This window comes from uncultured Marixanthomonas sp., assembly GCF_963974425.1.
In the GTDB taxonomy this organism is placed as follows: domain Bacteria; phylum Bacteroidota; class Bacteroidia; order Flavobacteriales; family Flavobacteriaceae; genus Marixanthomonas.
Map to the genome: position 1 here is coordinate 1 of NZ_CAXBCK010000042.1, position 23,578 is coordinate 23,578.

Consider the following 23,578-nt stretch of genomic DNA (forward strand, 5'->3'; position numbering starts at 1 on the left):
GATTCATTAAAAATCAAACTTAAGATGTATAACCGCAATTACGGCGGATTCGACTGCGTCCGAATCCACGCGTAATTGCTACCGTAGGTGCTTATCCGAAAGATTGTTTAACTTTAAGCCGTAACTGACTGTTATACGAAACCGTTAGCATTAATCTAATGAAAGAAAAGAATGAATCAAATTTGGAAGCCAACAGAACCAAAATCTGACAAACTTATTCTAATTCGAGACAATTGCATTTACAAAGGAAACCCAGTTCGTGAAGAGCTGAATAAAATTAAGGTTAATACTCAAGATATTGAAAAATTAAAAAACGTTTATAGTATTCCTTTTAGATATATAAAACGAATTGAAAATCAGCAAAATTCTAAACAAATCAAGATATATTTTGGTTCTGATTCTGAAGAGGAAATAAAACTCGAAAATGAAACTCAAAAAAATGAGATTTTTAATCTTTTAAAGCAAGAATTACCTAATTTAAACTATAGGTCTGAATTACCAAATATTTTTAAATATACCAAACCCCAAATATTTGGGATTTTAATTGCTACAGGAATTTTCATTTGGGCAATGTATTTTGCTGTCGAAATATCAAAAGGGTATAATTATGAAATTGTTGGAGGTGGACGCCTTGGAATAAACGGAATGGTTCTGCTGATAGCAAAACTTGGTATTCCAAAACTTATTATTGGATATATAATCATTGTAGGAATAGCAGTCTTTTCTTTAATGAGGAGATTAAAAACTCGATCTGATATAGAAATTTTGGAAAGATAATCTAATACTAATAAGTATAAACTTAATTTGCAGATACCAGTTCGCTATGATTGTATCGGTGGATTAGACTACGCCTGAATCCATTTGTAACTGCTAAGCCAGTATCTACTGACTAATTCATAGAAATTAAAATATATTAAATAATATAATACAGTTTATTAAACAATGCAACTAACCTACGCCACTCTACCCGACCGAATTAAAGCTGCTTTTATTGATGCGGTGATTCTAATTGCCATGATGTATGGCGCTAGTGAGTTGTTTTCATTATTTGAAAGCGTACCAGATTATTTACGTATAATGGTTTTTGCATTTATATTTATTTTATATGATCCTATCTTTATAAGTACTTTTGGTGGGACTATTGGCCATTTATACAATAATATATTGGTAAAGCGTGATACCAATCCCAGTAAAAATATCTTGTTTCCACACGCCGTACTTCGTTTTATTTTCAAGTTTCTACTAGGATGGATTTCGTTATTAACAACAACAGGCAATGAAAAAAGAAAAGCCATTCACGATTATATTGCAAATTCTATTGTAATTGAAGATTCAAAGTAACAATAATTGTGACTCCATTTACCTTATATCAAATTAGACAAAAAACGTGACCTTCACCTCCTACACCCACCAAGTAGTAAAAGAAAAACTATCTATAACCATACAATTATACTTAGGAGGGCTTTGTGTATGGGGATTAGGGTTAGTGATTTTATTAATTGATCAATATATTGCCCCTACCGGGGTACTCACTTGGGTTATAACTGCTTTATTTGTGATAGGCGGATTGCTTATTTTAATTGCTTATTTCTATCAATTTTTTGATTATGAGCGTATTGAAATCACCAACAAAGGATCTATAGAACTTACCGATACTGAGTTAATTTTAGACCATAAGAAAAGAATCCAGTATTCAGATATTATCCAGTTTTCAGTCGCATGTGTGGCGTATTACAATCAAAATATAAATCTAGGGTATCGTACCCCAAATGAACGCCACAGCTTAGGCTTAACTAATACGCTAAAAATGGCTACTGCCCAAGACACTATTGAACTGCATTTTAAACTCGAAAACAAAGCACATCAACAAAAATTAGAAAAGTGTATTCTAACACTGGTGATAGATGGAAAATTTGAACAACTAGGTGGCAAAACAACTATAAAACTTATCCCGAAACAGTTTAAAAACACCGATGCATATAAAGACTACGTAATTAAACAAATAGTGGAAAAGCGTATTAACTGCACCGAAGGGTTATTGCTACATGGTTATTCCTCGGACCGTGAAGCTACGTTATTAAGAGAAAAGTATTGTGGGTAGATTTGTTTAACTACAATAACCTTTTCACTTACTGTAATTTGCAACCCAATTGCATCCATATTTCCCTATATTTGTTACGTGAAAGTTTTGGCAGTCATATTATCTATTTACTTTTTAGGGCTCAATATAGTGCCCTGTAGCGATAGCGCCCCTAGCCAAGACGACACACAGACAGAGATGGTCAGTACCCAAGACATCGACCACGAACACCAAGATAGTGACGATTGCACCCCTTTTTGTCAATGTCACTGTTGCCACGTCCATACACTGGATATCGGTACCACGGCTTTTGAGCCCATCGACCTAGCAATCTCAGACCATATCTTTTTACACTTTGACAGTTTGGGAGAAGACATTCCCCATACCCTACTCCAACCGCCTCGCGGATAAGAAAGGGGTTTTACATATCTAAACATACATTTTAATGTCCGGTCGAGCGCAGTCGAGACCTCAGTGGCAGTTATGGATTGTTAGTTCTCGACTGCGCTCGAACTGACAACCGACTGCGCTCGAACTGACAACCGTATCCGCTCGAACAGACAGCATCGTTCAGTTTAGACCCCTTCCTTTCCTTTAACAAAAATAACAAGCGTACTATAACGCTTTATCATTTTATTAAGCTAGACATCTGATTATTAAGGCATACACACTTTATGCTTCAATAACACAAATACTAGCGCTATCAAAAACATACCTATGATCAATAAAATCATTGATTTCTCCATCAATAACAAGTTTATAGTGGGACTCATGACCCTCGCGCTCATTGGTGCGGGTATTTGGAGTATGACGCAAGTCCCCATTGATGCGGTACCGGACATCACCAACAATCAGGTACAAGTAATTACCCAATCGCCCAACCTGGGCACGGAAGATATTGAGCAGTTTGTTACCTATCCCGTAGAAGTGGCGATGAGCAACCTACCCAATGTTTCCGAAATACGCTCGGTATCCCGCTTCGGGCTGTCGGTTGTCACCATTGTTTTTGACGACGACATGGGCATTTACCTGCCCCGGCAATTGGTAGCCGAAAAGCTAACCGAAGTACAAGAACAGATCCCCAATGAATTTGGGGAACCGTCTATGGGGCCTATTTCCACAGGATTGGGCGAAATATATCAATACACCCTAGAAGTGGACGAAGCTTACAAAGACGAATACACCGCCACCGAATTGCGAAGTATGCAAGACTGGATCGTCCGCAGGCAGATGGCGATGGTTCCAGGAGTAATTGAAGTGAACGCCGTAGGCGGAAACAAAAAACAATACGAAGTAGCCGTCGATCCAGACGAACTACGCGCCATTGGGATTACGATTTCTGATGTGTACACCGCTTTGGAAACAAACAACCAAAACACGGGAGGGGCGTATATCGAAAAAAACCATCAGGCAAACTTTATCCGAGGTGAAGGGTTGGCGCGTACCGTGAGCGACATCGAGAATATAGTTGTAAAAAACCAAAAGGGCATCCCCATAACGATTAAAGATGTGGGGACGGTCACCATTGGCAGTGCCGTACGCTATGGTGCGCTTACTAAAAATGGGAAGGGCGAAGCTGTTGGCGGGATGATTTTAATGCTGAAAGGTGCCAACTCGAACGAAGTAATTGAGAACGTAAAAGAACGCGTGGCACAAATACAACAATCATTGCCCGAAGGTGTGACCATTGTTCCCTTTTTAGACCGTAGTGAATTGATTTCCGAAACCACCGGCACGGTTACCGGTAACCTCTTAGAAGGTGGATTGATTGTTATTTTCGTCTTGGTCTTGCTATTAGGAAACTGGCGCGGCGGCTTGATTGTGGCTTCGACCATCCCGTTATCGTTGTTGTTCGCCTTTATCTTAATGAACGTATTTGACGTCTGGGCCAACCTGATGAGTTTGGGGGCTATTGACTTCGGAATTATAGTCGATGGCGCAGTGATTATTGTAGAGGGAACGGTGTTTATGCTCTATTCCTATCTACGGAAAAATAAGTCCATTACCAAAGAGACCAAAAATGAAGTCACCGCCAAGGCATCCAAAAAGATGATGAATGCGGCCTTCTTTGGACAGCTCATTATTTTAATTGTATTCCTGCCCATTCTCGCGTTAGAAGGTGTGGAAGGCAAGATGTTTAAACCCATGGCGTTGACCTTTATCTTTGCGATGATTGGCGCGATGATCCTTTGTTTGACCTACGTACCGATGGTTTCAGCATTATTTCTGAAAGTTTCAAAATCTGAAAAGCGATCATACGGAGACAAATTTGTCGCTTGGATTGAAAGTAAATACCAACCCTTACTGAACACATCCCTAAAGAAAGGAAAACTCATCATTGGGGTTGCGATAGGCTTCTTTGCCTTGGCAATCTTTACGTTTACCCAAATGGGCGGTGAGTTTATACCGCAGTTGGATGAAGGCGATATTGCCTTTCACGCCATCTTAAAACCCGGAAGTTCGCTTTCAGAAAGTATTGAGACCACTACCAAGGTAGAACATATTGTCAAGGCGCAGTTTCCCGAAGCCACAGACGTCATTAGCCGAATAGGCGTAGCCGACGTCCCAACTGACCCCATGCCGATGGATATTGCAGATGTTTTCGTCATTCTGAAACCTACGGATGAATGGACCTCAGCGGACTCGAAACAAGAGCTGGTCAATAAAATAAAAGAGGCGGTTAGCGTAGTACCCGGTGTCAACTTTGAGTTTACCCAACCCATTGAAATGCGCTTCAACGAACTGCTTACTGGCGTTCGGGAAGATGTGGCGATTAAGTTGTTTGGGGAAGATCTGGATATCCTCGCCAGTAAAGCTGAAGAAATAGGAACCCTCATTGCCGATATTCCCGGCGTAGCCGATATGAAAGTGGAAGCCACCGTTGGCTTGCCACAAATTACCATTGACTACAACCGAAGCAAGTTGGCACAATATGGCTTAGACATCCATACGTTGAACAATACCGTACAAGCCGCTTTTGCAGGCGGTACAGCAGGCGTCATCTTTGAGGGAGAAAGACGCTTTGATTTAGTAGTCCGTTTAAAAGCACAAAACCGTACCAATATCTCGGATATTGAAAACCTATATGTCAATATCCCCAATGGGTCACAAATACCCTTACGCGAACTAGCCAAGATAAGCTACGAACCCGGCCCTATGCAGATTAGTAGGGACAACACTAACAGACGCACCTATGTGGGAATCAACATTCGGGATCGGGATGTGAAGTCGGTAGTAAAAGACATACAAGATAAGTTAGATGCTGAGTTTGAATTACCACCTGGGTATTTTATTCGCTATGGCGGCGCTTTTGAGAATCTGGAGCGAGCCAGTAGCAAGCTGCAAACAGTGGTACCCATTGCCTTGATTTTGATATTTATTCTAATCTACTTTGCCTTGCAGTCGTTCCCGCAAACCGTGATGATCTACCTTGCCATCCCGATGGCAACCATCGGCGGAATCTTTGCGTTGTGGTTACGGGATATGCCGTTTAGTATTTCGGCAGGCGTAGGTTTTATCGTCCTCTTTGGGGTGGCTGTCTTAAACGGACTGGTGATGATTAGTGGTTTAAATGAACTGAAAGAAGAAGGTGTTACCAATTTAAAAGATCGTATTATACAAGGAACCAAACGGCGTATCCGCCCCATTATGCTTACCGCCTTTACCGATATCTTAGGGTTTTTACCCATGGCGATATCAGCATCTGCCGGCGCGGAAGTACAACGACCTTTGGCAACGGTGGTAATTGGTGGATTGGTCACCTCTACCCTATTAACCTTGTTTATTCTGCCTATCTGTTACCAATGGATAGAAAAACGAAAAGAGCGAAAAATGATAAAAAAACCAGTACTAGCAACCACCTTGCTGATTGTAGGTTTGTTAGGAATTTCAGCTTTTTTTGTCCCTAGTTATGGACAGGAAGTTTCCAAAGCTGAAATAAACCCAACAACAGACCTTTTACCCATTACACTGGAAAAAGCAGTAGAAACCGCCCATGAGAACTATCCACTTTTAAAACAGAAACAGCTAGAAATTGAACGGGAATCGGCTATGAAAGGTGCAGCCTATGACTTCGGAAAAACCACGGTGTTTACTAGTGGTGAAGAAATCAATGACGAGCAAGGTGTTTATACCACAGTAGGTATTGGCCAACAAGGCATCGACTTGCTGGGTATTAGCGCAAAAAACAAGCAACGCCAGCAACACATCGCTTTAGCTGAAACTGCTTTGGAACTATCGGAATTACAAGTCGCCCAAGCGGTAAAAGAAGCATGGTCGAAAGCCTTTCAGGAAAAGCGAAAGTATGACTTGTACCGAGAATTGGATTCCATTTATACGCGCTTTGCAGAAGCCGTATCGCTCAATTATGAAGTAGAAGCGATTTCGAAACTGGAATATGCTTCAGCGAAGAATCAGGCGTTACAGATCACCAACAAAAAGCAACAGGCGTTAAGTGATTATCAAATCGCCTTACAACAGCTTAACCTCTGGTTGGTGTCCGATACCTTTTACACGGTCCCCGATACCTTTGAGGTAGACGAACTGGGGATGCAGCAGCTTTCAGCAACAATTGAGCAACACCCAGAGCTACAGCTTTCCGAACAACAAATAAAAACCGCCGAAGCCGATTACAAAGCCGCTCGCGCTAATTTGTTACCGACGCTCAACTTACAAGGCGGCTTACAAAAGGTAAATGGATCTACTGGGTTTTACCGATATCAGGCTGGAATATCCGTTCCGCTGTTTTCAGGCACCGAACGTAGCAAAGCAAAGGCTGCCAAAATAGAAACGGAGATTGCTAAGAACCAAGCTGCTTTCAACAAACAACAAATAGAAGCCACCCATCAACAAGCTGTGCAGACCTTTCAGAAATGGGAAGCCTCGTGGCAGTTTTATAAAGAAGAAGCCCTGCCCCTTGCCAAAGAGCAACGAAAAGGCGCACTATTAGCCTATAAAGAAGGCGCGGTGGACTATGCCGCATTTACGCAATTGATGCGCGATGCCATACAAACTGAAATGGACGCACTCGATGCGTTACACAACTATTTACAATCCGTATTTCAACTACACTATTTTAATAATTAAGACTATGAAACAAGTTATAAACCCTATATTGAGTCTATTCGTAATCACTGCTTTAAGTTTAGCTTCTTGCGGAGATTCGAATACCAAACCTGAAGGGAACACTACTTCAGAAGAAACAGCAAACAAAAAGCCTCACGTAGAAGAAGTGATGCTTTCGGCACAACAGTTTGAAGCCTTACAAATGGAGACCAATACCCTACAAGATCGTAAAATGACAGGTTTTGTAGAAGCCAACGGCCAACTGGAAGTACCGCCACAAAACGAAGCAATGGTCACTTCGGTAGTGGGCGCCAATGTGGTTTCCATAGAAGTTATAGAAGGAGATGAAGTAAAAAAAGGACAGATACTCGCCTATTTATCGCACCCCAACATCATCGAGAAGCAAACGCAGTATCTAGATGCGTATAGCAATCGTCAGTTTCTTCAGAAAGAATATGAACGGCAACAAAAACTATACGAGGCAGGCGTAGGCTCAGGGATGAACTTCCAAAAAACGGAAGCCCAATACCAAGCCGCAAAAAGCTTAGCGCAAGGCTTAAAGGCACAGCTAAAGCAATTAAACATTAGCGCAGCCGGAGTACAAAAAGGCACCATCTACCAACGCGTAGCCCTACGAAGCCCCATAGAAGGATCGGTGCAAAAAGTGCAGGTAAAGACGGGGCAATATGTCGACCCACAAACGAATCTGTTTGAGATTGTCAACACCCATCACGTACACGCAGACCTTATGGTATTTGAAAAAGACGTGTACAAAATAAAAAAGGGACAGACCGTTACGTTTAATGTACAGTCCATTCCGGGTAAAGAGTTATCGGCTGTAATCTATTCCGTAGGGCAAACCTTTGAAGAGAATCCGAAAGCGTTACACGTACACGCCGAAATAGAAAACAAAGAAGGACATTTAATTCCTGGTATGTATATTCAAGGTCGTATACAGACTGATGAAAGCCAAACAAAAGCCTTACCAGAAAGTGCCATTGGTACAGACGGGGATAAAAAGTATGCTTTTACGGTAGAGAAAGAAGGCGATGCCTGGAGTTTAAAGCCGGTAGAGATCACCACTGGCGCCAAAGATGGCGAATGGGTTGCCGTTAATTTTTTAAAACCCCTTGCCCCAGACACCCAATTGGCTTTTAATAATGCGTATTACCTATTAGCTGAATGGAAAAAAGGTGAGGCTGGGCATAGTCATTAAGGTGTACCTTCGATACGCCCCTCCTATCGTCGGGCCACTCAGGCACCGGCGAGAGAGGTGTTTGAGTGAATTCGGGAGACCGGCAGGGATCACGAATTTGTATCGAAAATACCAGTATTGGAAGACGGAAGTTGGATGCTTGATGCTGGAAGACGGAAGTTTGAAGTTGAGCTTTCGATATACTTCGACAAGCTTAGCACAACACACCTCTCCTATCGTCGGACCACTCAGGCACCGGCGAGAGAGGTGTTTGAGTAAATTCGAGAGACCGGCAGGGATCACGAATTTGTATCGAAAATACCGACGCTAGAAGTTGAAAGTTTGATAAGAATAATAGACCTTTAAGGGTATCAAAGCCTATAAGCTCTAAAACCTTTTAAAGAAATGAACGAAATAGATAAAAAGTTAACCGATAAAGAAGTCCGCCCAACGGCCATGCGAACGTTGGTATATCAACAATTAGCGAAGCAGAATACTGCCGTAGCCTTGACCGATATTGAGCTTGCTTTCACTAAAGCAGACCGAACTACGTTGTATAGAACCGTGAAAACCTTTGAAGAGAAGGGAATTGTACATCAAATAGACGATGGCACGGGGATTTCAAAATATGCGCTTTGTGAACCAGGCTGTAATTGTGAGATAGAGAATGATTTGCACTTACACTTTCATTGTAGCAATTGCGACAAAACCGTTTGCTTAACCGAACATAAGATTCCACAGATCAGCTTACCCGATGGCTATGTAGCAGAAGATGTTAATTTGGTGGTAAAAGGAATCTGTTCCGATTGCAGCGGAAGTTAATGCACTTCCATTGCACTATAATTATGGGGATATTGCACTAAAATTAAATAGAAAAACCTATTTAGGCTATGAAGCAAAATCCCAATACTTGTAAACCTCAAGCCGCTTGTTGCGCACACGATGAGCCCGAACACACATCCAATGACGGTCACAATCATGAAGGCGGCGCTTTAGATTTCAAAACTTACATTCCAGCTATTTTTAGTTTTATACTACTTGTAGTAGGTATTTGTTTAGACTATTTTGAAATTTCTTTCTTTACCGGTTGGGTTCGCATCGCTTGGTATGTCATTGCCTATTTACCCGTAGGCCTACCTGTTTTAAAACAAGGATGGGTCAGTATCCAAAACGGAGACTTTTTTACAGAGTTTTTATTAATGTCCATTGCCACCATGGGAGCCTTTGCCATTGGAGAATACCCTGAAGGCGTTGCCGTGATGGTGTTTTATGCGGTAGGGGAATTATTTCAGGGCGCTGCTGTAAAGAAAGCCAAAGGAAACATTAAAGCCTTGTTGGACGTCCGACCAAATGAAGCGTTGGTAAAACGTACTAACGATTTTGTTTCGGTACCGCCGGATACCGTAAAAGTTGGGGAAACCGTGCAAGTGCGTGTTGGAGAGAAAGTTCCGTTGGATGGAGTTTTGCTATCTGAAAAAGCATCGGTCAATACCGCAGCGCTTACGGGGGAAAGTAAACCGAGTTCCATTAAAAAAGGCAAAGCCGTATTTGCAGGGAGTATTAATCTGGAAGGTGTTATTGAGATTGAAACCACCAAGGAATTCAAAGACAGTTCCATTGCTCGTATTTTAGATCTGGTACAAAACGCTACCGCTCGAAAATCAAAGACTGAATTGTTTATTCGGAAATTTGCACGGGTATATACGCCGATTGTTGTGTTCTTAGCCATTGCACTTACCCTACTGCCCTACTTCTTTGTTTCAGAATATATATTTGAAGTTTGGCTATATCGTGCGTTGATCTTTTTGGTTATTTCGTGTCCATGTGCGTTGGTTATCTCTATTCCGTTAGGATATTTTGGTGGCTTGGGTGCTGCTTCCAGACACGGTATTCTGTTTAAAGGTGCTTCCTTTTTAGATGCCGTCACGAAAGTCAACACGGTGGTGATGGACAAAACGGGAACCGTTACCAAAGGGGTTTTTAAAATAAAAGAAATTAAAACTTCTAACATTTCCGAAGAAGAAATGATGCCCTACCTCATGGCGATGGAAGAACAATCTACCCACCCGATTGCCAAAGCTATTTTAGTATACGACGACAAAGAAGTAAAACTACAAGCGACCAATGTTTCTGAAGTAGCCGGAAAAGGACTGAAAGGAACGGTAAACGACAAAGAGGTGTTGGTAGGGAATGCTTCGTTGTTACAATCGCATAACATTGAAGTACCTTCGGAAACAGAAGCGATTGTAGAATCTATTGTAATGATCGCCATAGAAAACACCTTTGCAGGCTATGTTATTATTGCAGATGAATTGAAAGAGGATGCACACGCTGCTATTCAGAAAATTAGAAAAGCGGGCGTTTCCAACATTATTATGCTTTCAGGGGATAAAGATTCCATTACCCAACAAGTGGCAACAGAATTAGGAATAGATTGGGCAAAAGGCGGGTTATTGCCCGAAGATAAACTGAATGAGGTAGAAAAGCTAAAACAACAAGCGGGTACCAAAGTTGCTTTTATAGGTGACGGTATAAACGATGCGCCAGTACTGGCAACCAGCAATGTGGGTGTCGCTATGGGTGGTTTGGGTAGTGACGTAGCCATAGAAACAGCCGATGTGATTATACAAACCGATCAGCCATCAAAAATTGCGACCGCAGTAAAAATAGGTCGCTCGACCCGACATATTGTTTGGCAAAATATTGCCTTGGCATTTATTGTAAAAGCAATCGTAATGGCATTAGGTGCCGGTGGATTGGCAACCATGTGGGAAGCAGTATTCGCTGATGTAGGTGTTGCATTATTGGCTATTTTAAATGCTGTTCGGCTTCAGAAAATGTCTTGGAAGTAATATTTAAGTAAAAAAGTGTTAAGCTTATCCCAAATAGGCGGATTTATTGGGGATTCTTCTTCATTTAGGCATATATCCCTTAGTTTTGCACTTCGATAAACAATTGATAATTAGATAAATCAAATTTATGAGTACAGTAAAGGAAAAAGACACAGTAAGAGTACATTACACAGGTAAGCTGGAAGACGGTCAAGTTTTTGACAGTTCGTTGGAAAGAGAACCTTTAGAGATTACTTTGGGACAAGGTATGCTTATTCCAGGTTTTGAAAAAGGACTTGTTGATATGAAAGTGAACGAGAAAAAAACAGTGAATGTTCCTAAAGAAGAAGCCTACGGTGATGTTCAAAAAGAGCTTTTCCAAGAAGTTTCTAAGGAAAACCTTCCTGAGGAAATAAAACCAGAAGTTGGGATGGGTCTTATGGCTAAAAATCCTGATGGTTCTGAGCGTCAGTTACGTGTAGCTGAAGTTAAAGACGATAGCATCGTAGTAGATGCCAATCACCCACTTGCAGGTAAAGATTTGACATTCGATCTTGAAGTTGTTGAGATAAAATAACTTTTAGACTACTATATATTCAAAAACCCGGATGTTTTATGTTCGGGTTTTTTTATGTTTTAAAATGAAATTTATAATTCAATAATCACATCCTTCATATCTTTTCGCACTTTCTTTTCCTTAGCCATAAAGTCAGTTTCATCCCGATACCCTACTGGAAGTAGCAAAACGGAAGTCAGTCCTTTTTCTTTTAGACCTAAAATACGATCATATTCTGTTGGATTAAAGCCTTCCATGGGGCAGGCATCAATATTGGTAGCGGCACATACGGTAAGTAAATTACCTAAAGCTAAATAGGCTTGATTGGTTGCCCAGGTTCGTATTTCATCGGAAGATTGTTCTTCAAACGAATCCAATAAAAATTCTTCAAACGGTTTTAAAATGTCATCTGGCGTATTACGAATAGTTTTTACCCGCTTAAAATATTTCTGAATATACTCAGGGCTTAACTTTTCTTCCACGCAAAAAACCAGTAAATGAGAGGCGTCAACTACTTGATGTTGGTCCCAACTATGTGGCAGTAACTTTTTACGTTGCTCTTTATCTTTTACAATTACAAGTGTAACTGGTTGCAACCCATAGGAAGTTGCCGTTAAATTAAAGGCTTCTTTGAGTTGCTCTAGTGTTTTCTTCGGAAGGATTTTTTCTGAATTAAACTTTTTAGTCGCATATCGCCATTTTAATCGATCAATGATATCTGTTGCCATAAATGAAGTTACCTTTGTACTGCAAAAGTAACAATAGCTAGCTAAAATCTACCAAACGAACTGATAACTAAACGCAATACCTCTAAAAACCTTTTTTATGCCTGAATTACAAGCCTTAATCGAAAAAAGCGAAACCCGAATTTGTAAAGCCGTATTCCCAAACACTACCAATCATTACGATACCCTATTTGGCGGAACCGCCCTTCAGCTAATGGATGAAGCTTCTTTTATTTGTGCCACCCGCTTTTCACGTAAACGTGTGGTAACCGTTTCTACCGATAAAATAGACTTTACAACACCTATCCCACAAGGTACCATAGTAGAATTAATCGCCCGGGTTGATTCCGTAGGGAAAAGTAGTTGTGTCGTAAAAGTTGATATTTTTATGGAAGATATGTACAGCTACCAACGAGATAAAGCTGTAACTGGTTTCTTTACCTTTGTAGCCGTTGGGTTTGATAAAAAGCCTATTGCGATAATTGATAAGTAAGCTTATAACAGATGATTATGACTCGTTTTTAGTGAAATGCTAAATTATACTTACATTTAACTAAAATCGAGATTATGAAAAAAATTCTACTTTTAGGTATTATCGTATTATTTTCTACTGTAACGTTTTCACAAACTGCGCGCGTACAAGTTGTACACAATTCTGCAGATGCCTTATTATCTGAAGTTGATGTATATCTAAACGGTACCTTGGCTTTTGATGATTTCCCTTTTAGAAATGCAACTGAATTTATGGATGTTCCTTCAGGCTTTCCTGCTGAAGTTGCAGTAGCACCAGGAAATAGTACCAGCGTTGATGATGCCGTTATAACTGAGACCTTTGTTTTTGAAAGTGATGAGATGGTTATAATTATTGCAAATGGTATTGCCAACGAGACGGGATATGATCCGGCACCGCCATTATCTTTTGACACATTTAATATGGCTAAAGAAGTAGCCGAAAACTCTGAAAATGTAGAAGTGTTGGTTCACAATGGCTCTACAGATTCCCCTGCTTTCGATATTGTTGAAACTGGACAAGAATTAGGTACATTAGTAGATGATCTTGCCTATCCTGACTTTCAAGGGTATATTGATTTACCAACAGCAGATTATACCATAGACGTAACTAACACAGACCAAAGCACAACACTTAAAAGGTACTTAGCTCCTTTACAATCTTCAGGTTTACAAGGTGCTGCCTTAACGGTTATAGCTTCTGGATTTATGGACCCTTCACAAAATTCAGACGGATCTAATTTTGGCCTCTTTGCCACAACAGCTGGAGGAGGTCCATTATTAGCACTTGAAGAACTTCCATTAAGTGTTGCAGATGTGGAGATCGTGAAGTTTACAATTTACCCAAACCCTGTAGATACCAACTTGACTCTTGAAAGCACAGGTCATTTTAAAGATATAACACACATTACCATAACCGATATGCAAGGACGTATTATAAAAACTATGGAACTTCAAAAAAACAAACATATCAATGTTTCATTTTTATCATCTGGAATCTACCAAATTGGCCTTTTCGAAGACAATAAAAAAGTGTCTTCAAAAAAGTTTATAAAAAAATAATGTTAGCCTTATCTGCTCACTTATTTGATGTTACGGTACAAAAGATTCTTTTTTCTGAAACTTTGTTTTTAAAAATTAAAAAAAGCCTTTTCAGAATAAAAAAAGGATGTTATATTTGCACTCGCATTTGGGGAATACCCAATGAGACACTTGGAGAAATGGCAGAGTGGTCGAATGCGGCAGTCTTGAAAACTGTTGAGGGTCACACCTCCGGGGGTTCGAATCCCTCTTTCTCCGCTTAAAAGCTCGTAAACAAAATGTTTACGAGCTTTTTTATTTTAAGTGGCATTTTGATGCACATATTTTTTTCTAAGTTATTACTCTACTTAAAAATCTAATTGGTTATCTTCAAGTAAATAAATTTATTATTAGTTCTGAAAACAAAGTAGCAAGTATTTCAGAAAGAAACAATACGATATAAAAAAGTATAATCTGATTTATATCATAATCTAAGCTATCTCTATGACGTAATTTTGTTTCATAATTAAAACTTACAATTATGACTTTATACGCAAAATTAAATCAGGACTTTTCGAAAAATTATATGGCAAATTCCACTTTGGGGATTATTCTTTCCACTTGTATTGGTTCTATTGCAGTAATGACTAGTTTAATGCAAGGAAACGGTTTTTTTCAAATGCTCCTTGTCCTTCTAAGCGTAAGTATCTGTAGTATTCACAACGCCTCTATACTCACATTGCAAAAAGCGGAATTGGTATTCAAAATATTGATGTTAAGCATCTTGGTCAATACGTTGATAATTTTGGGCAACGGGTTATTTTAAATATAATTATTTTATATGTCTTTCCTAGTTTCAAAATATAACGTTGCCGGCCCAAGATACACAAGCTATCCAACTGTTCCTTATTGGAAAAATGAATCATTTTCATTTAAAGGGTGGAGAAAAACTTTGCAAAAGAGCTTTAAAGAAAGTAATGGTACCGAAGGAATAAGCCTTTACATTCATTTACCTTTTTGTGAAAGTCTATGTACATTTTGTGGATGCAACAAACGAATTACAAAAAACCATGGGGTTGAGACCCCATACTTGCAATCGGTTTTAAAAGAATGGAAACTATATCGCCAACTTTTTGATGAAAAACCTATTATAAAAGAGTTGCATTTAGGAGGCGGCACCCCTACTTTTTTTAATACTGAAAATTTAAAAACGTTGCTCGACGGAATTTTTGAACATTCCGTTAAAGCTGAAAAAGCAGAACTAAGTTTTGAAGGCCATCCTAATAATACTACCGAAGCACACTTACACATGCTCGCCTCATTGGGTTTTAACCGAGTAAGTTTTGGTGTTCAGGATTATAATGAAACAGTGCAGAAAGCCATTCACCGTATTCAGCCGTTCGAAAATGTAAAAAAAGCGACAGAAAACTCAAGAAAGGCTGGATATACTTCTGTGGGGCACGATATTATTTTCGGGCTCCCATTTCAGAAAAAAGAACATATTATCTATACTATAGAGCGAACAAAAGAGCTTATGCCAGATCGCATTGCTTTTTATAGTTATGCGCACGTACCTTGGATAAAAGGAAATGGTCAGCGTGGTTTTAAAGATCAAGACCTTCCTTCTGCTTCAGAAAAAAGAGAACAATACGAAATTGGTAAAAAAATGTTACTCGAGGCCGGTTATGTGGAAATTGGAATGGATCATTTTGCTTTAAAGTCTGATAGTCTCTACAAAGCTATTAAAACTAAAACCATACATCGTAATTTTATGGGATATACCTCATCAAAAACACAAGCTATGATTGGTTTGGGCGTTTCGGCCATTAGTGATAGTTGGTACAGCTTTGCACAAAATGTAAAAACCGTAGAAGAATACCAAAAGATTGTAGATGACGGAAAAATACCGGTGTATCGTGGTCATCTATTAACTGAAGAAGACTTAACCATTAGAAAGCATATTTTAAATCTAATGTGCAAATTAAAAACCTCTTGGAACAAAGAAAAAGGTTGGTTTCCCGAACTTACTGATGTATTAATAAACCTAAAAGAAATGGAAATGGATGGGTTGGTAAAAATAGAAAGTAATTCTCTACATATCACTGAAGAAGGGAGACCATTTGTTCGGAATGTGTGTATGGCCTTCGACCTTTTATTACAACGAAAACAACCTGAAACACAATTATTTTCAATGACTGTTTAACTAAAAAGAAATATTATGAGTATTACAGAAGAAAAAACAATCGCCGATATTGTTGCCGAAAACATTAAAACTTCTCACATATTTAAAAAACATGGAATCGATTTTTGCTATGGTGGTGGCATATCCGTTCAAAAAGCTTGTGAAAAAAAAGGGTTGGACTATATCACTATAGCTGAAGAACTACGCCATTTTGATATTGAAGTTGATAAAGATTACGATTACCTTAATTGGCCATTAGAGGTATTAATCGATCATATCGTTTCTGTTCATCATTTATATGTTGAAGAAAACATTCCTTTATTACTCCAATACGCAGAAAAAGTGGCAAAAGTTCACGGACATCATTATAGTGAATTATTAAAAATAAGAGATCTTTTTATTGAAGTTTCCAAAGAACTTTCTGCACATATGAAAAAGGAAGAACTGATTCTTTTTCCATTCATCAAAAAAATGATGCTTGCCAAGAAAGAAGACCTATCATTAGACGTTCCTCACTTTAAAACCGTAGAAAATCCTATTGCAATGATGGAAGACGAGCACGAAAGTGCAGGTGATATATTCAAACAAATTGCACAATTAACTAATAATTACACACCCCCAGAAAATGCTTGTAATACATTTAGAGCCTTGTATGATAAACTTGAAGAGTTTGAGCAAGATTTACATACGCACATCCATTTGGAAAACAACATTTTGCATCCTAGAGCATCAAAATTAGAAAAAGAATTAAGGAGTTAAGTAGAAGCTTGACTAGCTTACACTTAAAGTTTGGTTTAGTAGAAAAGGGAAGTTGAAAAATTAATTTAACTTCCCTTTTAGTTTTATAACGGCTAAATGGCCAAACAGTGATAATTGTCTTCCAAAAAATACAGAGATATCATTAAGGTTTCTTAGCCTCACTTTTTGTTGTGCGGTGGTCGTTCGTTTTTTTTAGGCTCATCATTTTTTTTAGGTTTGTTGTGCACCATCCCTTTTTTTCTTTTACCCTTTTTATTTACAAGTTTTACAACAGTTAAAATAACGGCAAGAAGTACCAAACCACCAAGTATAGTGAGTATTAAACCGCTATCGTTCCAAGCGTATATAAACGTTGCTGTTTTCATAATTGAATGTTTTTAATTACTTTTTTTTATCGCTGTTTACCATATTTAAAACTAGGAGGACAAGAACTACACAGACAAAGGCAAAAACCCCTATAAGTACGGTTCCCATTCCCCAATCTACTAACGGTATGACTGTCTTTAACATAATTGATATATTTTATTGATTAGAATTTAACTCAGTATTCATGTTTTCTGAAACAGGTTGACAATTATAATTGGCTTTTACCATTTCCACAGCGGGTTTGGGTGAAACATACGGGATTCCCAATCCCATTCCTCTAATAATAAACAAACAACCAATAAGCACCACAAATACTGGTATAGCTTCGCGAATGCGCTGTCTAACTTGTACATTCAAGAAATTTCCGAGGTAAATTGCCGTGGTCATTAGCGGGATGGTTCCTATTCCAAACAAAGCCATATACAAACTGCCTTGTAAGGCATTCCCAGAAGCAATGGCTCCAAAAACAGCCATATATACCAGTCCACAGGGTAAAAATCCATTCAAGAACCCGATAGTTAAAAAGGTATCGGGCGATTTTTTTTTCAATGCCGTCCCTAATTCACTTTTTACTTTTGAAATAATTCTGAACAGCGGCTTTGAAAAGTTATATTTCTGAAAGGTTTTATAAGGAAGCAAAACCACAATGATCATCAACACTCCAATCGTAATGGTTAATTGCTGTTGCATCCCGAATAGGAAAAAGCTTTTTCCTAACAAACCAAACAAAAGTCCAATTATTGAATAGGCAAAAATTCTTCCGAAGTGATATAAAAATATCTGTCCTACTTTTTTTACTGGTTTTTTGTGATCCACCGGTAGTAAAAATGCTATAGGACCGCACATACCTACACAGTGGAAGCTTCCTAATAAACCGAATATAAGAGCTGATAGTAGCATTTTTATTTGATTAACCTCTCTACTTCCATAGCAATGGAAAAACAAAGAGTGATTTAATGCAATATTTCTTTTTTAAATAAATATTTTTTCCCTTCGTAGTCCCAAGCGATGTTTATGTTCCAACGACCGTCCACCAATCGCTTGTTAGGTATGAGCAAATTTGAACCGGAAAATTTCAATGGAAATTGAAAATCCAGTTGCTTGTTGGACGGTCTATATAGGAACACTGTACCCGAAACTTTTTCAGGGTTTATTTCTTTTGGAAAGGTAAACAACCAACCTTCGTTTGTTCTTTCCTCTTTTATTTTTTCGGTTAACAATTTTAAGTTTTCTTCGGCATCAATTTCTTGCTGAAATGCGAGTTCTTTTTTGTAATATTCTTCTACAACTAAGTCGTAGCTATACGTATCGTCCGTGCTCATTTTTATCACAAAAAACATGATAAAACAAATAAAAGCTGCGATACCAATTACAATTCCTGTTCCCCAATTTATTTTCATAACATTTGTTTCTTAAAATGAATTCATTTTCTATTTATAACTTCTCGGCCCTAAAAAGGTAGCTGTGGTAGTTTCCATCAATTTATCTCCGCTATAGACTCCTATTTTAACTTTATCTTTATCACCGGTTAAAGCGCTCCCGTTTATTTCAATGAATAATGTCCCTTCTGCCAAGCCTTGTTTGGGTACTTGAAATTCGTCATGGGTTACCAACTTAATGGTACCTTTGTGAGAAAGTAGTTTAAAATGGACACTGTCTACATCTTCAGTTGTTTTATTAATTAATTTAAAAGTGAAGACATTACTGATCATATTGTTGTCTTTGTGTTCATATAATTGCCCAGGAAGTCTTAATACACGCGCTTCTACATCATTCCGAAGAAAAAGCATACCAGCCAATACTCCAATTAAAATGAATAATACGGCCGTGTACCCCTTTAATCTGGACGTGAACTTAAACTTTGTTTTCTTTTCAATATTTTCTTCACTAGCATACCGAATCAATCCTTGTGGCAAATTCACAGCTTCCATAATGCTATCGCAGGCATCAATACAGGCAGTACAGTTTACACATTCCAGTTGTGTCCCGTTACGAATATCGATACCCGTTGGACAAACGTGTACACATTGAAAACAGTCAATACAATCTCCTTTTCCGGAAGCCTCTCGATCTTCATTTTTTTTGAATTTTGCTCTTCCTTCTTCTTTTTCACCCCGTTTATGATCGTACGCCACAACAATACTTTTGTTATCCAAAAGCACACCTTGTAACCTTCCGTAGGGACACGCTATAATGCACACTTGTTCTCTAAACCAAGCAAATACAAAATAGAATACACCCGTGAAAATAGTTAAGGATATAAGAGTATTCCAGTTTTCAGTTGGGCCTTCCAGTATATATTCCAGTAATTTATCACTCCCTATAATGTAGGCTAGAAAAATATTTGCAATTAAAAATGAAATGATAAAAAAGATAAACCACTTTAACCCTTTCTTTTTAATCTTTTCGGCATTCCAAACTTGTTTATCTAACCTAATTTGTTTTCCCCTATCCCCTTCAATGGCATATTCAATTCTTCTGAAAACCATTTCCAAAAAAATGGTCTGTGGACAAATCCATCCACAGAAAATCCTTCCGAAAGCCACGGTAAAAAGGATGATAAAAACAACCCCAATAAGCATAGAAATAACAAATAGGTGAAAATCCTGTGGCCAAAATGGAAACCCGAAAATATTGAACCTTCTTTCAAGAAAATTAAACAATAGAAATTGGTTGCCATTAATTTTTATAAAAGGAGCGCCAAACAAAAAGATCAATAAAAAATAACTCACATATTTACGATACTCATAAAATTTACCCGAAGGTTTTTTGGGGTACACCCAAGAGCGTTTCCCTTCTTCGTCGATAGTACCGATACTGTCCCTAAAAGATTCATTTTTTGGAGCTTCCACAATTAATTATTTTACTGTGATTATAAGACTTTTAAAGCGTATTATTTCTCTACTACATCCTGTGTTACAGGCTGGTCTTCTATTTTTATCTGTATTTTTGAAGAGTCAATTTGTTTTACCTCAACTTCTTCTACAGGAGCATTAGGATCTATCCAAAGATCGCCTTCAGGTTCTTTAGGATCTGCCGGTGTAATACCATGTAAACTTAACACGTAACTTGAAACCTGTGCCATTTCACTGGGTTTTAAATCAGTTTTCCAGGCAACCATACCTTTTCCGTCTCGTCCTCCTTCTGAAATAGTATTAAACACATTCTTGATGCCACCGCCCAGTATCCAGTAATCATCCGTTAAATTGGGGCCAATTCCGCCTCCGCCATCAACTTTATGACAGGCAATACAATTAGCTTCGAACACAGTTTGTCCAGCTCTTATATCTTCTTTTCCTGTCAATAGTTCAACAGTGTTTACATCAATTAAATCTTTAGCCGTTTTTTTATATTCCTCAATTTCAGCCTGTGCTTCAGCTACGGCAATTTCATATTCTTCCTCTTGGTCAATCCCGTCAAAGACATGATAGCGTACCATATATACTACGGCAAAAATGATAGATGCATAAAACATATAAATCCACCAAGGTGGTAATACGTTGTCCAATTCGCGAATACCATCATAATTATGGTCCAATACAATCTCGCTTTCCTTTTCAATAGGTTTTTTGGCCAATAGTTTTTTATAGGTCTTTTTAAACCAATTATTTTCTTTTCGAAATGCTTCGGAAGCCATAAACCTTTCTTGTGCCTCTTCATTCAACCCTCTAAATAATATACTTTGTAAAGTTTCTGAAATAACTTCAACGGCAATTGAAAACAAAAAAATCAATCCTAAAACCGCCCATATTACTGGGTATTTTACTATAGCCCACGTCTCACCAGATTCTGTAATAAATTCCATAAGAAAAAACGCAAGGACCGTAAAGACTATAACTCGTATGTAAGATGCTGTTGTTTTCATAATGGTAAATCGTTTTTATCGTTAATTTCCTTGTCTGGAATTAATTCTAAGGGAATGTTACTGACTTCTTTTATATGTTCCTTTTTTGCTGTGAATACCCACCAAAACAGAACTGCAAAAAAGATGAAAAAAATAAGCAGCGATATGATGGGATATATTGCTACTCCATCGATACTTTCCAAGTTTCCTTTAATAAATTTTAGCATGATTAGTCGTTTTGAGCTGAAGCTTCTTCAGCTGTTTTTACTTTAATATCTGTCCCTAAACGTTGTAAGTAAGCGATCAATGCTACAATTTCCCTATCGCGCATTTCAACAAAATCTTCTCCGTTTTCCTCAGCATATTTTTTATCGGCTTCGTATGTTTTTGCAAAATCGGGATCGCTGTAGAGGTTTTCTTCAATTTTGGTTCCTTGTTCCAACATGGATTGTTGGGCATTGGTAATTTCTTCTTCAGAATACGGTACCCCCAAAGTTACCATCGCTTCCATTTTAACTTCTGTATCACTTTTATCTAGTTCAGCATTTATCAACCATTTATAGGAAGGCATGATAGAACCAGAAGAAGTACTCTGCGGATCGTACATGTGGTTTAAGTGCCAGTTGTCGCTGTACTTACCTCCTACCCGAAGCAAATCGGGCCCAGTACGTTTACTTCCCCATAGGAACGGGTGATCGTAAATATATTCACCACTTTTAGAGTATTCTCCATATCGTTCTACCTCACTACGGAAGGGACGCACCATTTGTGAATGACAAGAAACACATCCCTCTCGAATGTAGATATCGCGACCCTCCAACTCCAAAGGAGAATATGGTTTTACACTTGAAATTACAGGTACATAATCATCCACCAGCAAGGATGGGATTATTTGCACGGCACCACCAATCAAAATAGCGATGGTAGCAAAAATTGTCAATTTTACCGGACGTCTTTCCAACCAGGTATGATAGCCCTCTTTTGCAGTTCGTTGCTTGGTTACTTTTACCAATGGAGCAGCTTCGGCCAATTCATCGGTTACTTTGCTTCCTTTACGAGCTGTCATTATAATATTGTACAGCGCTATGAAAGCACCTAGGATAAATAGACTTCCTCCAATGGCACGCATCCAATACATCGGTATGATTTCGGCTACTGTTTCCAAGAAGTTACCGTAGGTAAGCGTTCCATCTGGATTAAATTGTTTCCACATAGAGGCTTGAACAAATCCGGCAACATACATAGGCAAAGCGTACATGATAATACCTAATGTTCCTACCCAAAAGTGGGTGTTGGCCAACTTAATAGAATATAATTTTGTCTTAAATAGTTTTGGCACTAACCAATACACCATTCCAAAGGTTAAAAAACCGTTCCACGCTAACGCCCCAACGTGCACGTGAGCAATAATCCAATCACTAAAGTGTGCAATAGCATTTACGTTTTTAAGTGATAACATTGGCCCTTCAAAAGTAGCCATCCCATATCCTGTGATGGCTACTACCATAAATTTTAAAACTGGGTCGGTACGTACTTTGTCCCAAGCTCCTCGTAAAGTCAATAGACCGTTTATCATACCGCCCCAAGATGGAGCCAGTAACATGATAGAGAATGCTACCCCAAGATTTTGAGCCCAAGCAGGTAAGGAAGAGTATAGCAAATGGTGTGGTCCTGCCCAGATATAAATAAATATCAAAGACCAAAAGTGGATAATAGACAGTTTATAAGAGTATACCGGACGGTTCGCCGCTTTGGGTACAAAATAATACATCAATCCTAAAAAGGGCGTCGTTAAGAAAAACGCTACCGCATTGTGGCCATACCACCATTGAACAAGGGCATCTTGTACTCCAGCGTAGAATGAGTAACTTTTTAATGCACTAACAGGTAACTCAATACTATTTACAATATGTAAAACAGCTACCGTAACAAAAGTCGCTAGGTAAAACCAAATAGCAACGTAGAGATGCCGTTGTCTTCGTTTTAAAATAGTACCTATCAAGTTGGCTCCAAACGCAACCCAAATAATTGCAATAGCTATATCAAAAGGCCATTCTAGTTCGGCGTATTCTTTTGATGTGGTATAGCCAAGGGGTAGTGTAATTGCAGCCCCAACAATAATAGCTTGCCAGCCCCAAAAGTTAAGGTTACTCAACCAATCTTTCCACATTCTGGCTTTTAACAACCGTTGAGAAGAGTAATACACGCCAGCAAAAATGGCATTCCCTACAAAAGCAAAAATTACCGCATTGGTATGCAGAGGTCTTAATCGACCAAAACTCAACCAAGAAATACCGTCGGTAACGTTAGGAAATAAAAACATAAAGGCCAGTAAGAGTCCAATACTCATACCAATAATACCCCAAAACATAGTGGCATTGACAAACTTTTTTACGATTTTGTTATCGTAATAAAACTGCTCTGTTTGCATAATAGTTAGTGTTTC

Annotated in this window: 23 protein-coding genes and 1 tRNA gene; 15 read left to right on the top strand and 9 right to left on the bottom strand. The window is 38.6% G+C overall.

What is annotated here, in order from left to right:
• The first annotated feature begins 171 nt into the window (after nucleotides 1–171).
• The 9 genes from AACZ92_RS12315 (at nucleotide 172) to AACZ92_RS12355 (ending at nucleotide 11,747) form a co-directional block, all read left to right on the top strand.
• A complete protein-coding gene (locus AACZ92_RS12315) occupies nucleotides 172–777 on the top strand; it encodes a hypothetical protein (protein ID WP_339701831.1) in 606 nt (201 codons plus the stop codon).
• Nucleotides 778–942: 165 nt separating this feature from the next.
• The gene (locus AACZ92_RS12320; RefSeq protein WP_339701833.1) at nucleotides 943–1,341 is read left to right on the top strand and encodes an RDD family protein; all 399 of its coding nucleotides are present in this window, start codon (nucleotides 943–945) and stop codon (nucleotides 1,339–1,341) included.
• 46 nt (nucleotides 1,342–1,387) lie between these two features.
• Nucleotides 1,388–2,101 carry a hypothetical protein gene (locus tag AACZ92_RS12325; protein WP_339701835.1) on the top strand — a complete coding sequence of 238 codons (714 nt, stop codon included), beginning with the start codon at nucleotides 1,388–1,390 and terminating at the stop codon, nucleotides 2,099–2,101.
• 78 nt (nucleotides 2,102–2,179) lie between these two features.
• Complete coding sequence (locus tag AACZ92_RS12330; RefSeq protein WP_339701837.1) at nucleotides 2,180–2,491, top strand: DUF6660 family protein; 312 nt, start codon at nucleotides 2,180–2,182, stop codon at nucleotides 2,489–2,491.
• 306 nt (nucleotides 2,492–2,797) lie between these two features.
• Entirely contained in the window at nucleotides 2,798–7,165 is a 4,368-nt protein-coding gene (locus AACZ92_RS12335; protein ID WP_339701839.1) for a CusA/CzcA family heavy metal efflux RND transporter, read from the top strand.
• Between the two features lie 4 nt (nucleotides 7,166–7,169).
• Nucleotides 7,170–8,360, top strand: a complete 1,191-nt coding sequence (locus AACZ92_RS12340; protein ID WP_339701841.1) for an efflux RND transporter periplasmic adaptor subunit — start codon at nucleotides 7,170–7,172, stop codon at nucleotides 8,358–8,360.
• A gap of 384 nt (nucleotides 8,361–8,744) precedes the next feature.
• Nucleotides 8,745–9,161, top strand: a complete 417-nt coding sequence (locus AACZ92_RS12345) for a transcriptional repressor (protein ID WP_339701843.1) — start codon at nucleotides 8,745–8,747, stop codon at nucleotides 9,159–9,161.
• Nucleotides 9,162–9,229: 68 nt separating this feature from the next.
• Nucleotides 9,230–11,191, top strand: coding sequence for a heavy metal translocating P-type ATPase (locus tag AACZ92_RS12350; RefSeq protein ID WP_339701845.1), 1,962 nt, complete (start codon nucleotides 9,230–9,232; stop codon nucleotides 11,189–11,191).
• 127 nt (nucleotides 11,192–11,318) lie between these two features.
• Entirely contained in the window at nucleotides 11,319–11,747 is a 429-nt protein-coding gene (locus tag AACZ92_RS12355) for a peptidylprolyl isomerase (RefSeq protein WP_117159403.1), read from the top strand.
• A gap of 71 nt (nucleotides 11,748–11,818) precedes the next feature.
• On the opposite strand, the gene AACZ92_RS12360 is transcribed toward AACZ92_RS12355, so the two are convergent.
• The gene (locus AACZ92_RS12360; protein ID WP_339701849.1) at nucleotides 11,819–12,454 is read right to left on the bottom strand and encodes an NAD(P)H-dependent oxidoreductase; all 636 of its coding nucleotides are present in this window, start codon (nucleotides 12,452–12,454) and stop codon (nucleotides 11,819–11,821) included.
• Between the two features lie 97 nt (nucleotides 12,455–12,551).
• Between AACZ92_RS12360 and AACZ92_RS12365 the strand changes: the two genes are divergently transcribed.
• The 6 genes from AACZ92_RS12365 to ric all read left to right on the top strand — a co-directional run bounded on the left by AACZ92_RS12365 (nucleotide 12,552) and on the right by ric (nucleotide 16,922).
• Nucleotides 12,552–12,944, top strand: coding sequence for an acyl-CoA thioesterase (locus AACZ92_RS12365; RefSeq protein ID WP_339701851.1), 393 nt, complete (start codon nucleotides 12,552–12,554; stop codon nucleotides 12,942–12,944).
• A gap of 74 nt (nucleotides 12,945–13,018) precedes the next feature.
• Entirely contained in the window at nucleotides 13,019–14,023 is a 1,005-nt protein-coding gene (locus AACZ92_RS12370) for a DUF4397 domain-containing protein (RefSeq protein ID WP_339701853.1), read from the top strand.
• 152 nt (nucleotides 14,024–14,175) lie between these two features.
• A tRNA-Ser gene (locus AACZ92_RS12375) sits at nucleotides 14,176–14,260 on the top strand.
• A 307-nt stretch (nucleotides 14,261–14,567) separates the two neighbouring features.
• Entirely contained in the window at nucleotides 14,568–14,807 is a 240-nt protein-coding gene (locus AACZ92_RS12380; RefSeq protein ID WP_339701855.1) for a hypothetical protein, read from the top strand.
• Between the two features lie 15 nt (nucleotides 14,808–14,822).
• Nucleotides 14,823–16,184 carry an oxygen-independent coproporphyrinogen III oxidase gene (gene hemN / locus AACZ92_RS12385; RefSeq protein WP_339701857.1) on the top strand — a complete coding sequence of 454 codons (1,362 nt, stop codon included), beginning with the start codon at nucleotides 14,823–14,825 and terminating at the stop codon, nucleotides 16,182–16,184.
• Nucleotides 16,185–16,199: 15 nt separating this feature from the next.
• Entirely contained in the window at nucleotides 16,200–16,922 is a 723-nt protein-coding gene (ric, locus tag AACZ92_RS12390; protein ID WP_339701859.1) for an iron-sulfur cluster repair di-iron protein, read from the top strand.
• A 158-nt stretch (nucleotides 16,923–17,080) separates the two neighbouring features.
• Here ric and AACZ92_RS12395 read toward each other — a convergent pair whose 3' ends face one another.
• The 8 genes from AACZ92_RS12395 to ccoN are packed head-to-tail and all read right to left on the bottom strand — an operon-like array spanning nucleotide 17,081 to nucleotide 23,563.
• Entirely contained in the window at nucleotides 17,081–17,287 is a 207-nt protein-coding gene (locus AACZ92_RS12395; protein ID WP_339701861.1) for a hypothetical protein, read from the bottom strand.
• A 16-nt stretch (nucleotides 17,288–17,303) separates the two neighbouring features.
• Nucleotides 17,304–17,432 (bottom strand): hypothetical protein, encoded by a 129-nt coding sequence (locus tag AACZ92_RS12400; protein ID WP_339701862.1) that lies wholly within the window; start codon nucleotides 17,430–17,432, stop codon nucleotides 17,304–17,306.
• Between the two features lie 12 nt (nucleotides 17,433–17,444).
• Nucleotides 17,445–18,188, bottom strand: coding sequence for a sulfite exporter TauE/SafE family protein (locus AACZ92_RS12405; RefSeq protein WP_339701863.1), 744 nt, complete (start codon nucleotides 18,186–18,188; stop codon nucleotides 17,445–17,447).
• Nucleotides 18,189–18,241: 53 nt separating this feature from the next.
• On the bottom strand, nucleotides 18,242–18,688 hold the full coding sequence (locus tag AACZ92_RS12410) for a FixH family protein (protein WP_339701864.1): 447 nt from the start codon (nucleotides 18,686–18,688) through the stop codon (nucleotides 18,242–18,244).
• Between the two features lie 30 nt (nucleotides 18,689–18,718).
• Nucleotides 18,719–20,140 (bottom strand): cytochrome c oxidase accessory protein CcoG, encoded by a 1,422-nt coding sequence (gene ccoG, locus AACZ92_RS12415; protein ID WP_339701866.1) that lies wholly within the window; start codon nucleotides 20,138–20,140, stop codon nucleotides 18,719–18,721.
• Nucleotides 20,141–20,181: 41 nt separating this feature from the next.
• Nucleotides 20,182–21,153 (bottom strand): cbb3-type cytochrome c oxidase N-terminal domain-containing protein, encoded by a 972-nt coding sequence (locus AACZ92_RS12420; RefSeq protein ID WP_339701868.1) that lies wholly within the window; start codon nucleotides 21,151–21,153, stop codon nucleotides 20,182–20,184.
• Nucleotides 21,150–21,359 carry a CcoQ/FixQ family Cbb3-type cytochrome c oxidase assembly chaperone gene (locus AACZ92_RS12425; RefSeq protein WP_339701869.1) on the bottom strand — a complete coding sequence of 70 codons (210 nt, stop codon included), beginning with the start codon at nucleotides 21,357–21,359 and terminating at the stop codon, nucleotides 21,150–21,152. The genes AACZ92_RS12420 and AACZ92_RS12425 overlap by 4 nt, the downstream gene beginning before the upstream one ends.
• A 2-nt stretch (nucleotides 21,360–21,361) precedes the next feature.
• Entirely contained in the window at nucleotides 21,362–23,563 is a 2,202-nt protein-coding gene (gene ccoN, locus AACZ92_RS12430; protein WP_339701889.1) for a cytochrome-c oxidase, cbb3-type subunit I, read from the bottom strand.
• Nucleotides 23,564–23,578: the final 15 nt, after the last annotated feature.